The 14,112-nt window shown below is 68.8% G+C and carries 16 protein-coding genes and 1 pseudogene; 7 read left to right on the top strand and 10 right to left on the bottom strand.

Going from position 1 to position 14,112, the window contains the following annotated elements; all coding sequences use genetic code 11:
- The first annotated feature begins 35 nt into the window (after window positions 1–35).
- The gene (locus CNR27_RS13065; RefSeq protein WP_096299418.1) at window positions 36–1,400 is read left to right on the top strand and encodes an MFS transporter; all 1,365 of its coding nucleotides are present in this window, start codon (window positions 36–38) and stop codon (window positions 1,398–1,400) included.
- A 184-nt stretch (window positions 1,401–1,584) separates the two neighbouring features.
- On the opposite strand, the gene CNR27_RS13060 is transcribed toward CNR27_RS13065, so the two are convergent.
- Window positions 1,585–2,388 (bottom strand): dioxygenase family protein, encoded by an 804-nt coding sequence (locus CNR27_RS13060; protein WP_096299416.1) that lies wholly within the window; start codon window positions 2,386–2,388, stop codon window positions 1,585–1,587.
- Window positions 2,389–2,624: 236 nt separating this feature from the next.
- Between CNR27_RS13060 and CNR27_RS13055 the strand changes: the two genes are divergently transcribed.
- Entirely contained in the window at window positions 2,625–3,653 is a 1,029-nt protein-coding gene (locus CNR27_RS13055; RefSeq protein WP_096299414.1) for an SMP-30/gluconolactonase/LRE family protein, read from the top strand.
- 474 nt (window positions 3,654–4,127) lie between these two features.
- On the opposite strand, the gene CNR27_RS13050 is transcribed toward CNR27_RS13055, so the two are convergent.
- The 3 genes from CNR27_RS13050 to CNR27_RS13040 all read right to left on the bottom strand — a co-directional run bounded on the left by CNR27_RS13050 (window position 4,128) and on the right by CNR27_RS13040 (window position 7,201).
- Window positions 4,128–5,993 (bottom strand): M56 family metallopeptidase, encoded by a 1,866-nt coding sequence (locus CNR27_RS13050; RefSeq protein ID WP_096299412.1) that lies wholly within the window; start codon window positions 5,991–5,993, stop codon window positions 4,128–4,130.
- Window position 5,994: 1 nt separating this feature from the next.
- Entirely contained in the window at window positions 5,995–6,384 is a 390-nt protein-coding gene (locus tag CNR27_RS13045) for a BlaI/MecI/CopY family transcriptional regulator (RefSeq protein WP_096299410.1), read from the bottom strand.
- 193 nt (window positions 6,385–6,577) lie between these two features.
- Window positions 6,578–7,201: a dihydrofolate reductase family protein gene (locus tag CNR27_RS13040; protein WP_096299408.1), complete on the bottom strand. Its 624-nt coding sequence runs from the start codon at window positions 7,199–7,201 to the stop codon at window positions 6,578–6,580.
- 176 nt (window positions 7,202–7,377) lie between these two features.
- On the opposite strand from CNR27_RS13040, the gene CNR27_RS13035 reads away from it, so the two are divergent.
- Entirely contained in the window at window positions 7,378–7,749 is a 372-nt protein-coding gene (locus tag CNR27_RS13035; RefSeq protein WP_096299406.1) for a hypothetical protein, read from the top strand.
- A 76-nt stretch (window positions 7,750–7,825) separates the two neighbouring features.
- A complete protein-coding gene (locus CNR27_RS13030) occupies window positions 7,826–8,200 on the top strand; it encodes a hypothetical protein (protein ID WP_096299404.1) in 375 nt (124 codons plus the stop codon).
- A 22-nt stretch (window positions 8,201–8,222) separates the two neighbouring features.
- Here CNR27_RS13030 and CNR27_RS13025 read toward each other — a convergent pair.
- Window positions 8,223–9,328, bottom strand: a pseudogene (locus CNR27_RS13025) (alkene reductase); the annotation flags it as partial.
- 234 nt (window positions 9,329–9,562) lie between these two features.
- On the opposite strand from CNR27_RS13025, the gene CNR27_RS13020 reads away from it, so the two are divergent.
- Both CNR27_RS13020 and CNR27_RS13015 read left to right on the top strand, forming a co-directional pair.
- Window positions 9,563–10,093: an MgtC/SapB family protein gene (locus CNR27_RS13020; RefSeq protein ID WP_222843101.1), complete on the top strand. Its 531-nt coding sequence runs from the start codon at window positions 9,563–9,565 to the stop codon at window positions 10,091–10,093.
- Between the two features lie 91 nt (window positions 10,094–10,184).
- Window positions 10,185–11,003 carry a hypothetical protein gene (locus tag CNR27_RS13015; RefSeq protein WP_096299401.1) on the top strand — a complete coding sequence of 273 codons (819 nt, stop codon included), beginning with the start codon at window positions 10,185–10,187 and terminating at the stop codon, window positions 11,001–11,003.
- 140 nt (window positions 11,004–11,143) lie between these two features.
- On the opposite strand, the gene CNR27_RS13010 is transcribed toward CNR27_RS13015, so the two are convergent.
- Window positions 11,144–11,515, bottom strand: a complete 372-nt coding sequence (locus CNR27_RS13010) for a DUF1428 domain-containing protein (protein ID WP_096300653.1) — start codon at window positions 11,513–11,515, stop codon at window positions 11,144–11,146.
- A gap of 388 nt (window positions 11,516–11,903) precedes the next feature.
- On the opposite strand from CNR27_RS13010, the gene CNR27_RS13005 reads away from it, so the two are divergent.
- Complete coding sequence (locus CNR27_RS13005) at window positions 11,904–12,137, top strand: hypothetical protein (protein WP_096299399.1); 234 nt, start codon at window positions 11,904–11,906, stop codon at window positions 12,135–12,137.
- 42 nt (window positions 12,138–12,179) lie between these two features.
- Here CNR27_RS13005 and CNR27_RS13000 read toward each other — a convergent pair whose 3' ends face one another.
- From CNR27_RS13000 to CNR27_RS12985, 4 genes are all read right to left on the bottom strand, one after another.
- On the bottom strand, window positions 12,180–12,443 hold the full coding sequence (locus CNR27_RS13000; protein WP_096299397.1) for a hypothetical protein: 264 nt from the start codon (window positions 12,441–12,443) through the stop codon (window positions 12,180–12,182).
- Window positions 12,444–12,733: 290 nt separating this feature from the next.
- Complete coding sequence (locus CNR27_RS12995; RefSeq protein WP_096299395.1) at window positions 12,734–12,964, bottom strand: hypothetical protein; 231 nt, start codon at window positions 12,962–12,964, stop codon at window positions 12,734–12,736.
- Window positions 12,965–13,100: 136 nt separating this feature from the next.
- Window positions 13,101–13,496, bottom strand: a complete 396-nt coding sequence (locus tag CNR27_RS12990) for an MAPEG family protein (protein WP_096299393.1) — start codon at window positions 13,494–13,496, stop codon at window positions 13,101–13,103.
- A 25-nt stretch (window positions 13,497–13,521) separates the two neighbouring features.
- Entirely contained in the window at window positions 13,522–14,061 is a 540-nt protein-coding gene (locus tag CNR27_RS12985) for a type 1 glutamine amidotransferase domain-containing protein (protein WP_096299391.1), read from the bottom strand.
- Window positions 14,062–14,112 lie beyond the last annotated feature (51 nt).

Genomic DNA, 14,112 nt, shown 5'->3' with positions numbered 1-14,112 from the left:
TACTCCGGCCCCGGTCCCGCCCAGCAGATCCATTCATGAGTGCTCCTGTCGCGCCCGCCGCCGTCAGCGCCGTGCGCCCCGCAAGCCTGCGCCGTTCGGTGTCCAACACCCTCAAGGGCTCGGCCGGCAACCTCGTCGAGTGGTTCGACGTGTATGTGTACTCGGTGTTCGCGGTGTACTTCGAATCTCAGTTCTTCGCGCCGGACGACAAGAATTCCACCCTGTACGTATGGGCGATCTTCGCCGCGACCTTCCTGATGCGCCCGATCGGCGCGTGGTACTTCGGTCGCTTCGCCGATCGCTACGGCCGGCGCCTGGCGTTGACGGTATCGGTGTCGGTGATGGCCGGCTGTTCGTTTCTCATCGCGATCAGTCCGACCGCCCAGCAGATCGGAATCTGGGCGGCGGTGCTGCTGCTGATCGCGCGCCTGGTACAGGGCTTTGCGACGGGCGGCGAGTACGGCGCCAGCGCGACCTACATGTCCGAGGCCGCGATCCCCGGCCGCCGCGGCTTCCTGTCCTCGTTCCACTACGTGACCCTGGTCGGTGGCCACGTGCTTGCGCAGGCGACGCTGCTGGCAATGCTGTTGACGCTGGATACGTCGCAGATCTCCGAGTGGGGCTGGCGCGTGGCATTCGGCGTCGGCGGCGTCGCCGCGATCGTCGTGTTCTGGCTGCGTCGTACGATGGACGAATCGCTGGAATCCGATTCCATTGAAGCCGCCAGGACTGGCGGCGCGCAGGCATCGGGTTCGATCCGCGAATTGTTCGTCCACCAGTGGCGTCCCCTGCTGCTGTGCTTCCTGATCACCGCCGGCGGCACGGTGGCGTTCTACACCTACTCGGTCAACGGCCCGAAGATGATCCAGGCCGCGTTCGCCGGCGACGACGCCATCGTCGGCACCTGGATCAACCTCGGCCTGCTGACCTTCCTGATGCTGCTGCAGCCGGTCGGCGGCTGGCTGTCGGACAGCGTCGGCCGCAAGCGCCTGCTGGTGTTCTTCGGCATCGGCGGCGTGCTCTACACCTGGTACCTGGTCACCGCGCTGCCGCAGCAGACCAGTGCGCTGTCGGCATTCGTGATCCTCGCCATCGGCTTCGTGATCCTGACCGGCTATACCTCGATCAACGCGGTGGTGAAGGCCGAGCTCTTCCCCACGCACGTGCGCGCACTGGGCGTGGGCCTGGGGTATGCACTGGCGAACTCGGCCTTCGGCGGCACCGCGCCCCTGGCCTACCAGGCAGCGCTGAAGTCGGACCGGGTCTCGGCCTTCGTGGTCTACGCGACGTTGGTGATCGCGGTTTCGCTGGTGGTCTACGTGTTCTTCCTGAAGAACAAGGACCAGAACTGGCTCGATGACGAAGCCCACATGCGCGAGCGGACGGGCAAACGCGGCTGATCGCCTGCGGATCGCGCCAATTCCCAAGGTTCGCCGTAAGCCGGAGCCCTCCCCCGCAAGCGGGGGAGGGTTGGGTGGGGGCAGATGTTCCGATGCCGCATTCGCTGGTTCGCGAGACCAAGCCGCACTGTCGCGTCATCGCCAGGGCGCACGCTAGCCCCGTCCCGCGCACTCCAGTGTGTGCTCAGTCAGCGAGCGGCGCCGGCTCGCCATCGAAGCGGTAGATGTCCATCGCCAGAAACCCCATGTCGATGCCCGCATCGATCCGCTGCGCGCGCATTGGTGTTCCGCCGGCGCCCATCGCCACGTACAGCGGCAGCAGGTGTTCATCGGTGGGATGCGCGCGCTCGGCGTACGGCGCCTGGCGCCGGTAGTCGAGCAGGGCATCGACATCCTCGGCGGCCATCCGCTGTTCGATCCAGTCGATGAAGGGCTGCACGTAAGGCGCCTGTCGCGCCTCGTCGTAGCTGCGCCAGTCGTGCAGGTTGTGGGTGATGCTGCCCGAACCGATCACGAGCACGTCCTCGTCGCGCAGTGGCGCGAGCGCGCGGCCGATCCGCAGCTGGTGCGCAGGACCGAGGCCGGGCTGGATCGACACCGGCACCACCGGAATGTCGGCGGCCGGATAGAGCAGGCGCAGTGGCACCCAGACGCCGTGATCGAGCCCGCGGTCCGGATCAACCTGCGGCTGCAGGCCGGCCCCCTGCAGCAGCGCGGCCACGCGCGCGCTCAGTACCGGATCGCCGGGCGCTGGATAGCGGATGTCGAACAGCGCCTGCGGGAAGCCGCCGAAATCGTGCACGGTCCCGGGCGTCGCCGCGCCGCCGACCTGCGGGGAGCGGGTGAGCCAGTGCGCCGAAGCAAGCACGATCGCGCGTGGCCGCGGCAGGCTGGCAGCCAGCTCGGCCAGGCGTTCGCCGACCTTGCCGGGCTCGAGCGCGGTCATCGGCGAGCCGTGCGAAATGAAGAGCGCGGGCAAACGGGACATGGAAACTCCTGGGCGGCGGCATCGCGGCCGGAAGGGGAGCGGCCGCGGGCAGAAACTGGAGCCGGTCGGCGGCGGATTAAACGGGCGCCGGAGCAAAGCTCTGTTGCGGACGCAGTGGGGCGCCGCCTCGGCTTGTCCCGGGTGTGACTGGTGCCCACCGCTTCCCGGCGCAGGCGTACGGCGCTTGCCCAGCCAACGTGGCACGCTTCAACGTCCGGACCTGTATGAGGCATGCCATGCGCTTTTTTTCCCCGCTGTCTGGCCTGATCTGCGCCACGCTGATCGGTGGCTGCGCGAGCACGCCAGTCGCGCAGTCGCGCGCCGCGCTGAGCGCCGAGGATCCGCGCTTCCACGACGTGGTTGCGCCCGACGCGCGCATCGAGCGCCTGGCCGAAGGCTTCACCTGGGCCGAAGGGCCGGCGTGGATCGACGACGGCAGCTATCTGCTCTTCACCGACGTGCCGGAAAACCGCATCCACCGCTGGTCCGACACCGACGGCATCTCTGTGTTTCTAGAGCCGTCCGGCTACGACGGCCCGCCGACCGAGGTACTGCGCGAGGCCGGTGCCAACGGCCTGTTCGTGGAGCCGTCGGGCAGCGTGCTGATGGCCGATTCCGGCAGCCGCACGCTCGCGCGGCTCGACCCGCGCACGAAGCGCAAGACCGTCCTCGCGCGCGCCTTTGACGGCCGTCGCTTCAACAGCCCGAACGATGTCGTCGCCCGCAGCGACGGCGCGATCTTCTTCACCGATCCGCCGTATGGCCTGGAGGGGCTGGACGAATCTCCGGTCAAGGAACTGCCTTTCAATGGCGTCTACCGGCTCGACCCCGACGGCAGCGTGCATCTGCTCGACGACGGCCTCACGCGCCCCAACGGCATCGCGCTCTCGCCCGACGAACGCACGCTCTACGTCGCCAATTCCGACCCGGCGCGCGCGATCTGGATGGCCTATGCGCTCGATGCCGCCGGCGCGGTGACCTCGCGGCGCGTGTTCGCCGATGCCACGGATCTGGTCGGTGACGACGCGCCCGGCCTGCCGGACGGCATGGCGATCGCGGCCGACGGCACGGTGCTCGCGACCGGTCCGGGTGGCGTGCTGGTGTTCGCGGCCGACGGTACGCGCCTGGGCAGGATCGCGACCGGCGGCCCGGTCGCCAACGTGACCTTCGGCGATGCCGATCGCCACACGCTGTATCTGGCCTCCGACAGCACTCTGGCGCGTGTGCCGCTGAAGATCGCAGGCGCTGCTGCGGTCCCGCGCTGAGGGCTAGCCGGCCCCTGCACAGGACGCGCCGTGCGGCGATACGCGCTGTCACCATCAGAGCTCGCCGCGCGGGCGTCGCGGACGGCGATCACGGCGCGAAAGGCGGGTGGGCATTTCGGACTGCGACTGAAAGAAATGGCGGCCCGCCCGGCCGCCGTTGTGGGTCCAACCGGCCACGAAAGCCGGCATCCGGTCCTGTTGCCGAGGCGCGTGGCCACTGAACGCGCAGGCATCGACGTGTGCCCGGGTGCTGGGTCGCCCCACGTGGCGCAGCTGATCGCGCCGCGAAAGGGGCCGGTGGCGACAGGTCCAGCCCATCACTGGTCAAGCGAGCCAGCCGAACGATCAGCCTCGGCACGCTATCCACGCATCGGCCCGACGCGTACCCGAGCATCGGCCACGCCTGGCTCGCCGTGGGGTACATAGCGGAACGGCCCGGTCGATGACCGGGCCGTCGGGCCACACTGAGTCGGCTCAGAGGCGTTGGGCGCGGCCGCTGGAAACGGCTTCGTCGAGCAACGAACGTGCCTGCCGGTTGGCGCGGGCCTGGGCGTCGGCCTGCTGGCGGGCCAAGGCGCTCTGCTGCTCGGCCAGTGCAACCTGCTGACCGCTCATGGTGCCCAGCTTCGCACCGAGCGCGCGCGACTCGGCCTCGAGCGCGGCGAGCGCGGTGCGGCGCGAGGCATCGTCGCCATTGCGCACCGCCTGCAGGGCAAGGTCGGCGACACGTCCGCCGATTTCGCCCTGCCGCGCACCGAGTTCACCCTGCTCGGCACCCAGCGCCCCCTGCTCAGCACCCAACGCCCCCTGCCGTTCGCCCAGCCGGGCCACGTCGGCAAAGGCCTCGCGGAAGCGCCCGATGGTGTCGGCATCGCGGACCACGTAGCGCGCATCGCCCCGACGCAGCCACAGCAATGATTCATTGCCACGCTGCGCGGCGCGGGCTTCGGCGAGTTCGTCGGTCGAACCCACGGCGACGTTGTGCTCGGGATCGATGAGCACGTAGGACTCGGCGCCCGGCTTGCCGAGGGTGAAAGTACCGCGCAGCGCACCCTCGCCGTCACCATCGTGGCGGGTGCGGATGGTGTGCACGTGCCCACGCGAACTGTTGACGACACCAGCGGGCGGCGCAGGCGGCGCGGTCGGTTCGGCAGGCAGTGCGGGCGTGGGCGTGGGCGGCAGGTCAATCGGAGCGGGCGCCGAGGGAGCAGGCGGCGTCGCAGGCAGTGGGGGCAGGGCAGGCGCGCGGGGCGCCGGCGGGGCGGGCGGGGCAGGCAGGGTCGAGGCAGCCGGTGGTGCGAGTGGCGCCGGCGGCGCGGGCGGCGTCGCGGCATTGGTGATGCGGTAGGGCAGCACGCCGACGGTCGCGACCAGCAGGGTCGTCGACAGGGCAATGGCACTCGACAGCGGGCGGGTGGTCTTGAGCATGGTCAGTCTCCGCTTGAGGAAGGTGTAGTCGGGCGAGGCGCTGGCCAGCCCGGCTTCGGGGCGCGGCGCGATGCCCAGGCGCAGCAGCAGCTGGGCGTACTCGCGGGCGCCGTGTTCGTGACCCGCCAGCACTGCGGCATCGCAAGCGCCTTCGCGGGCCAGGCCGTACTCGCGCGCTGCCAGGTGCGCGAGCGGGTGGAACCAGAACAGGTGTTGGGCAAGCGCCGGCAGCAGACCCAGCCACAGATCGCGCCGCTGCAGGTGCACGAGTTCGTGGGTCAGCGCCATGTCGAGCTCGTCGGCCTGCAGCGCCTCGCCGTAGCCGCGCGGCAGCAGCAGCACCGGGTGCCAGGGGCCGATCAGCTGTGGCGAGGTGATCGCATCGGAGACGCGGACATCGGGCGCAGCGCGCAGGCCATGCGCGTCGGCGGCCAGTACGAGCGCCTGCAACAGGGTGCGATCGCTGCAGGGCTCGGCCGTGCGGATCAGGCGTCGCGACGCGCGCAGGCCGGACAGGCTGCGGGCGATCATCGCGACGAGCCCGAGCAGCCATATCGACGCGACAAGCAGCGGCCATGACCAGGGCGTCGACGCCTCGGGTGCGAACTGCACCGGATCGCCGCTTGCGAACGCCGCAAGCCCGGCTGCGCCCGCCTGCATCGGTTCCACCGGCGGGACCGGCATCGCGAGTTGTTCGAACGCGGGCAGCAGCGGCAGCGCCACCGGGTTCGACCAGACGAGGCCGACCACCAGTTGCAGGGCGACCAGCCACCACAGCCAGCAGCGCGCATTCGGGGAGAGTCGCGGCAGGGCGCGGCACAGCGCCCAGACCAGGGTGACCAGCAGCGTGCCCTGGATGCTGGCGGCGAGCAGTCGCGGCAGCAGGGTGTCGATCAACAGCGCGATGGCCATGTCAGGACTCCCGACGCTTGGATTGCAGGGTGGCGACGAGCGCCTCGAGTTCGGCCAGCTCGTCGGCGCTCACCTCCTTGCGCTCCGACATCCAGGCCACGAACGGCGAAACGGAACCCTGCAGGGTCTTCTCGACGAAACTGCCGATCGCGCTGTGCACCACCTCGTCCTGCTGGGTGGTCGGGGCGTAGCGGAACACGCCGCCCCCGGACTGGCTGCGGCGCAGATACGACTTCGCGCGCAGCCGCTCCATCATGGTCAGCACCGTGGAGCGGGCGAGCCCGCGCGGCTCGCCGAAGGTCGCGGCGACTTCGCCGACGCTCGACGGGCCGGCTTCCGCGAGATGTTGCAGCAGGGCCAGTTCCTGATCCCCGACGGTTTTCTTCGCCATGACACTTCTCGGTGACTACACGTGTCGTCACCATGCACCTGACTACAGATGTAGTCAATAGGCCGGCAGGCACCCTGTCGGCCGGCCGGGTGCGCGCAAGGAATCCAATGCACGCATGCACGGCAGACATCCGCGCATGACGGGCGCGGCGTCGGGGGACGGGTGCGGGGAGGCAGCTCCCGCAGGCTCGAGCTCAATCGATCGCGAACGACCCGGTTTCGACCCCACCGGTCCGCGCGTACCGGGCGATCACGATGCCGTTCTGCGAGATCGCGCCGTATTCGAGCCTGAAGCCCGCCGGATACGAATCCGCGTCGAACAACCGCTTGCCGGCGCCCAGCACGATCGGAAACGTCAGTAGGCGCAGTTCGTCGACGAGGTTGGCGGCAAGCAGTTGTCGGACCAGCTGGCTGCTGCCCTGGGTCACCAGGGTCGGCCCGTCCTGCGCCTTCAGCGCGGCCACGCTGGCAACGGCATCGCTGCCGAGCGCGTGACTGTTGCGCCAGTCCAGGGACGCCGGCCTGTGCGTGGCCACGTGCTTGGCGGTGCGGTTGAACAGGTCGGCCAGTCCCGCATCCTCGCTGTCTGCCGGCACGCGCGGCCAGTGCGCGGCGAAGATGTCGTAGGTGCGCCGGCCGAGCAGCAACTCGAAAGGCCGCGAGAACAACGCGCCCATTGCCTCACCGAAGGCCACATCGACGTGGGGCGCCACCCAGCCGCCGAACTGGAAGCCGCCATCGCGGTCTTCGTCCGGTCCCCCGGGGGCCTGCATGACGCCATCGAGGCTGAGGAAGGCGGCGACGACAAGTGTGCGCATGATCGAACTCCCCGGAAGTGTTGGCGGTTGGTGGCATCAGTGACGACGAGCGAAGATCGTCGCGATCGACATGGCCGGGGTGATCGCCGTCCGCACTCGGCGGCCCGCGCACCCCACGCACACCAGTTCACATGGTCGTCGCTAGACTCGCCGCCACCTTCCCGCGGACCTGTCCCATGATCAAACGCATCGCTTCCGTCATCCTCGTCGCCCTGCTGGCGGCCTGCAGCGCCCCCGCCGAGCGTGTGGACGGGGTCATGCCGATCGGCGGTCCCGACAAGGCCACGATCACCAACGAAACCGACTGCATGCGCGAAGGTGGCCAGTGGACCCAGCTGGGCCGTGCACCGGTCAAGCAGTGCCTGCTGCAGACCACCGACGCAGGCAAGGCCTGCATCGACAGCGATCAGTGCGAGGGCCAGTGCATCGCCCCGGAAGGCAGCGTGGATGGCACCCAGGTCGGCGGCAAATGCAGCGTCGATACCAATCCCTTCGGTTGCCAGCAGCGTGTCCGCGATGGTGTCGCCTCGACGATCTGCGTGGACTGACTGAGTACGGGGAATTCATGCCCGCTGCATGACGCGGCGCCTAGCGTCGGGACACTCCCCGATCCCAGGCGCCGCCATGAACCGCATGTCCCTGTTGTCGACCGCCGCGCTGCTGACCGCCTGCGTCACCGCGCCCGGTTGGGCCCAGCAACTGCAGCGTCCGAGCAATCCGTTGCCGCAGACCGCCACGCAGCCGAAGCCGGCCACGATTCCGGCCGATGCCTCGCAACGCGCCCATCCCGTGGGCACCATTCCGGAAAGCGGACCCTCCACGCCGATCCGGCCAGCGACGACGACGCAACCCATACAGCCGGCACCGGCGGTTCCCACGCCGGTGCGCGACGCCCAGGGCCGCATCGTGCCGGATGCACAGCAGACCACGCCCGGTCGGGCGCGTGATCCGGTGACCGGTCAGGAATTCCAGACCATGCCGACGCCCACGCGGCCCTGACCGCCGGCTACCCGCGCCCGTCTCAGTCCAGGGTTGGATAATCGGTGTAGCCGGCATCGCCGCCGCCGTAGAGCGTGGCGGGGTCGAGTTCGTTAAGAGGTGCGTCCTCGCGCAGGCGCCGGACCAGGTCGGGATTGGCGATGAATGCCCGGCCGAACGCGACCGCGTCCGCATAGCCGGATGCGATCGCTGCTTGGGCGGAGGCCTTGTCGTAGGCGTTGTTGACGATCCATGCGCCCTTGCCGCCCGCATCCGTGTAGGCCGCCTTGAGCGCGGCATAGTCGAACGGCGCATCGCCCTGCCGGTAATCGCGCGGGCCGCCAGTGGCGCCTTCGATGACATGCACGAAGGCCAGGTCCAGCGGCGCCAGCACCTCTGCCACATGCTTGAACAGCGGCATCGGCTCCGGGTCGTGCGCATCATTGGCCGGCGTGACCGGCGAGATGCGGATTCCCGTGCGTCCGCCGCCGATCTCCGCCACCACGGCCTGCATCACCTCGCCGAGGAAGCGGGCGCGATTTTCGATGCTGCCGCCATAGGCGTCGGTGCGCGTATTGCTGCCGCTGCGCAGGAACTGGTCGATCAGGTAGCCGTTCGCGGCGTGCACCTCGACACCATCGAAACCCGCATCGATCGCCGCGCGCGCGGCGCGCCGGTAGTCCTCGACAATGCCTGGCAATTCCCCGAGATCCAGGGCGCGTGGCGCGGACGTATCGACGAACGCCCCATTGCCACTGGCGTCGTGGATGAAGGTCTTGGCGTCGGCGCGGATCGCCGAAGGGGCGACCGGCGCCTGGCCATCGGGCTGCAACGACGTGTGCGAGATGCGACCGACGTGCCACAGCTGCACCACGATGCGGCCATCCGCGGCATGCACGGCATCGGTCACGCGGCGCCAGCCGTCGAGCTGTTCGGGGCATACAACCCCGGCACATCGGCATACCCCTGGCCTTGCTGGGTGATCGCCGTGGCCTCGGAGATCAGCAGGCCCGCGGTGGCGCGCTGCGCATAGTAGACAGCGGTCCGCGGCAGGGGGACCGCGTTGGGGGAACGGTTGCGGGTGAGGGGCGCCATGACGATGCGGTTGGGCATCCTCAGGGCGCCGGCGGTCAGGGGATCGAAGAGTGTGGGCATGATGGAGTCCGCGGGGGGAGCCAATGAACCTGCTGCCGGCGCCGGCGTTTTCAAGCGCAACAGGCGATGCGCGATCAGGCGATCTTCCGGCCCGGCAGGCGTGGAAGGCCCCTCACTTCGATCCTACCGGGTCGTCGCTAGGCTCCTCCGCAGTCAAATCGGGCCCTGCACAATGTCGCGACTCCTGCTGTTTCTCCAAGATCCCCAGCCATGCGCCCGGGTGGCGCAGTGAGCGTGCTCGACCAGGTGGGAGCGGCGCTCGCGCGCGAACTCGCGCTTCCGGATGCGGACACCATGACCACGATCGTGGTCAGGGTGCTGGTGGCCGCGATCCTGGGCGGCATCGTCGGTTGGGAGCGCGAACGCAAGGGCCGTGCGGCCGGCCTGAAGACCCACATCCTGGTGTCGATCGGCTCGGCGCTGTTCGTGCTGGCGCCCCTGCTCAGCGGCATTGAGGGTGGGGATGTGACGCGCGTGATGCAGGGCGTGGTGTCGGGGATCGGCTTTCTCGGCGCCGGCGCCATCCTCAAACTGGGCAAGGAGGAGCGCATCGAGGGTCTGACCACGGCGGCGGGCGTGTGGATGACGGCGGCGATCGGCATGGCGGCCGGCATGGGGGAGGAAATGGTGGCCTTGCTGACCACTGCCGTCGCGTTGCTGGTGGTCGCGGCGGTGCCGCGCTTCCGCAGCGAGCCGGGACCGCATCGCAATCTCAAGACCGGCAGGACGGTGGACGACGCGTCCGAGCCGGGGGGCTGAACGGACCTGCGCATGTTCGGCTTTCAACGACGGCGGTTTCATGCGGCTCCACTCACGGTGGGCGCCTGATCCCACACCGCTGGAGCGACGCATGAGCAAACACGACGACACCCATGACAACGGCCGCGACATGAATCGCGATCCGATCACCAAGGCGCCGGGCGCGCATCCCGTTGGCGTCGGCCTCGGTGGCGTGGCCGGCGGCGCGGCCGCAGGCGCGGCGGCCGGCACCGTGTTCGGCCCGGTTGGCACCCTGATCGGCGCGGCAATCGGCGTGGTTGCCGGCGCTGCGATCGGCAAGGGCATTGCCGAGCGCATCGATCCGACCGGCGAGACCGAGTACTGGCGAGAGGCCCACCGCGAGCGCGACTATGTGAAACCGGACCACGATTTCGACCGCGATTACGCGCCGGCATATGGCTTCGGCCTGCAGGCCCGCGAAGCGGACCGTACGCGCGGCTGGGACGAGACCGAAGCGGATCTCGAGCGCGAGTGGGAAAGCACCCGCGGCGAGTCCAAGCTCGCCTGGGACGATGCACGTCCCGCCGTACGCGATGCATGGGACCGTACCGATCGCACCCACGCCTTGTACGAGCGTGTGGACGCCTATCACGTCGAAGCATTCGACCGTGCGCCGTACCGTGATCCGGACGCCGATTACAACCAGTACCGGGACGCCTACCGCTACGGTGCGTACGCGCGCAGTCGCCACACGGACCGTCCGTGGGACGACACGCTGTCGAGCGAACTGGAGGCCGACTGGCCGCAGCGTCGTGGCCAGTCCAAGCTCGATTGGGACCGCGCCAAGGCGGCGGTGCAGGACGCCTACGTCTCGCACGATCACTACGGTGACAGTTACCTGCCCCGGAACGACGGGCTGATCAACAGCGACCGCTTCCGCGTCGGCTGAGTTGCAGCCGCAGCGGTAAAACAGAAGGGCGCGCCGATGGCGCGCCCTTTTTTTCTGGGCACCGCCGCCGGTCAGTGCCCCGCCGGCACACGCGCGACAGGTGACGACCGACGCAAGCGCAACAAGCGAGGGCTTTGACCTCAGCCCCTGTCCCCGAGCGCGACCACCGGAAGGAACCCGCCATAGATCATGCGCTTGCCGTCGAACGGCATGGGGTTGCGCTCCGGGTCCATGCGCGGATCGCTGCCGTCCATCATCTTCGCGAACGCGGTGTCTCGGGTGGACTTGTCCGGCCATTCGATCCACGAGAACACGACCGTCTCGTCGTCGCGCGCCTGGACCGCCTTGCGGAAGTCGGTGAGTTTGCCGTCTGGCACGTCGTCGGCCCAGCATTCGAGTACACGGATCGCCCCGAACTCCATGAAGAAGGCATCGCCGGTTTCGGCGTGTTCGATGAACTTCTGGCGGTTGGCGGTGGGGACGGCGAGGACGAAACCATCGATGTAGGACATGGCGAACTCCTGGTGGTCGCGGTGCGGGCGGCGACGGCTGCCGTCGCCTCGCAGGAGCGACGAACGAGGGCGTCCGCGTTCGACATGCCGCGCGGATGCAGCCAGCGTGGAGCGGTCAGTCGGCCACCGGCGCGTGGAATGCATCGAGGATCGGGCAGGGGCCAACGCCCCCTCGGCTGCATCGGCCGGAGCGTCGGTGCGGCGACAGAGTGCGCCACCTGGTCTTCGTATCCCTCAGCGAGAACCTGATGATGGGGCGCTCGAGGCGTGCATGCGGATAGCGTCGGTGGTGCGGCGGTGCGCCATGTCTGGCGGGTCTCTCGTCCCTTCACGCACGCATTCAGCTTGATCGCGCACGATCCCGGTCAATCATCCAACGGAGCACGCCATGAGCGCACAGGGTTCGACCGGCAATGTCATTGCCGCAATCTGCAGTTTCTTCGTTCCCGGCCTTGGCCAGCTGGTGCAGGGGCGCCCGCTGTCGGCGCTGCTCTGGTTCTTTGCCGCGTGCATCGCGTTTGCGGTCACCTGGCTGCTCACGCTGTCACTGCTGCCGTTCGGCTGGTTCGTCGTCAGCATCTTCGCGTGCATCAACGCGGCGGTTTACCGGCCCCGCGTCTGACTCTTACGCAGGAACGGGCGGTGCGTGCACCGCCCGTTCGCCTCATAGGGGCTCGCCGTTATTGACGCCGGAATCGCTGCGGACGTCGTCGGCGAAGGAATGGCCGTCCGGGCCACGATCACCGAGCTGCTCGTCCAGTTCCAGGTCGAGCAGGTCGGCCTGATCGTCGACACCGATGTTGTCCATGGCTGCGACCGATCTGGGATCCAGCAGGACGGGACCGCTCGTGTCCGGGAGATCGTCATGGTCGCGCAGCGCCTTTTCGTCCTCCGGTGCATTCGGACGGGTGGGGTTGGACTTGCTCATCGTTCGGCTCCGCGGTGGGGTGTCGACAACATTGCACCCGGGAGTGTCACGCCGCCGGCAAGCCGGGGTGATGACCGGGCGCACATCAAGGGGGCATTCGATGCGTTGCGTGCGCCAGGCGCACGTTCCCATGGATTTCGGCCGCGCACGAATCAGGCGACGGGGCGAGCCCCTGTGTCGCGCACGCTCGAGATGGGACCGTCTGGTCCGGCCGGTCTCTGGCGAGGGCCTCTGCAAGGCAACGCCCTGCGCGGCCACCACGCAGCCGCTGTCCCAGCGCGACGCGAACGTCAGGCGGCGCGATGCTCCATGCTCCGGCGACGCTGCGGGGCGGCGTCCTCTCCGGCGCGCCATGCAGCCAGCACCGTGGCGCGGACGTCGTGCCAGGCGCGAAGGCGGCCATCGAATTCCCACATCCGGCGCAGCACCGGTTCGATCTCTTCCCATGGACGATCGGGATAGGACGCACGACCGTTGCGGCCGAGCGAGATCATCAGGGTGCTGTCGGAATCGTGCTTCATTGCGGGGTACTGCGGGTTGGGAGCGCGCAGGCTACGGGCGCTTTCGTCTCGTCGCCGTGAACCGTGGAGTCGATTTCGATGACACCCTGCGCAACTGTTTCAGCTGTTCAGGCGCGATCGCTCGGACACACCGAATTCATGCGCGAAGAAGCGGCACGAGCAGTTGCACGATGCCCCACAGCGAGACGATCCAGATGACACTGCGCAGGTAGGGAATGCCGATCGCATACACGGGCAGATAGGCAACCCGCGCCCACAGATAGAGCTGGGCGGCGAATGCGGTCTCCGCATTGCTGCGCCCGGCGACGACCAGGGCCAGTACTGCGGCGGCGAAGAACGGAAACGTCTCGAGGAAGTTGCGGCTCGCGGCAGCGGTCCGGATTGCCGCCCCGGTCAGCGGTGGCGCGGCCCCATCGCGATTGCCCGCGTTCCAGCGCACGCCGCGCTGCGCGGTCGCGAACGCGGCGGCCACACCGATGTGGACGAGGCCCAGGACGATCGCCCAGCCGAGGGTCTGCAGTTCGATCGTCATGGGCCTGTTCTCCGCTCTCGCAGGCTCAGCCCGCGACGGCCTTGGCGATCGCTGCGTTGAACGCCGGAATATCATCCGGCTTGCGGCTGGTGATCAGGTTGCCGTCGACGACGACTTCGGAATCCTCCCAGTGGGCACCGGCATTGACCAGATCGGTCTTCACCGATGGCCACGAGGTGACCTTGCGGCCCTTGGCAAGCCCGCTTTCGACCAGCAGCCATGGGCCGTGGCAGATTGCCGCCACCGGCTTGCCGGCTTCGCCGAATGCGCGCACGAAGGCCACGGCATCGCTCTTGGTGCGCAGCACATCCGGATTCATCTGCCCGCCGGGCAGCACCAGCGCGTCGTAGCTGCCAGCGTCGGCCTTGGAGAGCGACACGTCCACATCGACGCTCCGGCCCCAGTTCTTCTGGTCCCAGCCCTTGATCGAACCGGCATCGCCCGGGGCGATCACGTCGACCTGGGCGCCGGCCTGGCGCAATGCCTGAAGGGGCTGCTCGAGCTCGGACTGTTCGAATCCGTCGGTGGAGAGGATGGCGATCTTCTTGCCGTCAAGGCTCTGCATGGGGTGCTCCTGGGGGAATCGGGGGAGCACCCGATGCTAGGAAGCGGCCGG

This window comes from Luteimonas chenhongjianii, from assembly GCF_002327105.1.
GTDB classification, from domain to species: Bacteria; Pseudomonadota; Gammaproteobacteria; order Xanthomonadales; family Xanthomonadaceae; genus Luteimonas; species Luteimonas chenhongjianii.
This window is presented reverse-complemented; position numbering and strand designations above follow the sequence as displayed.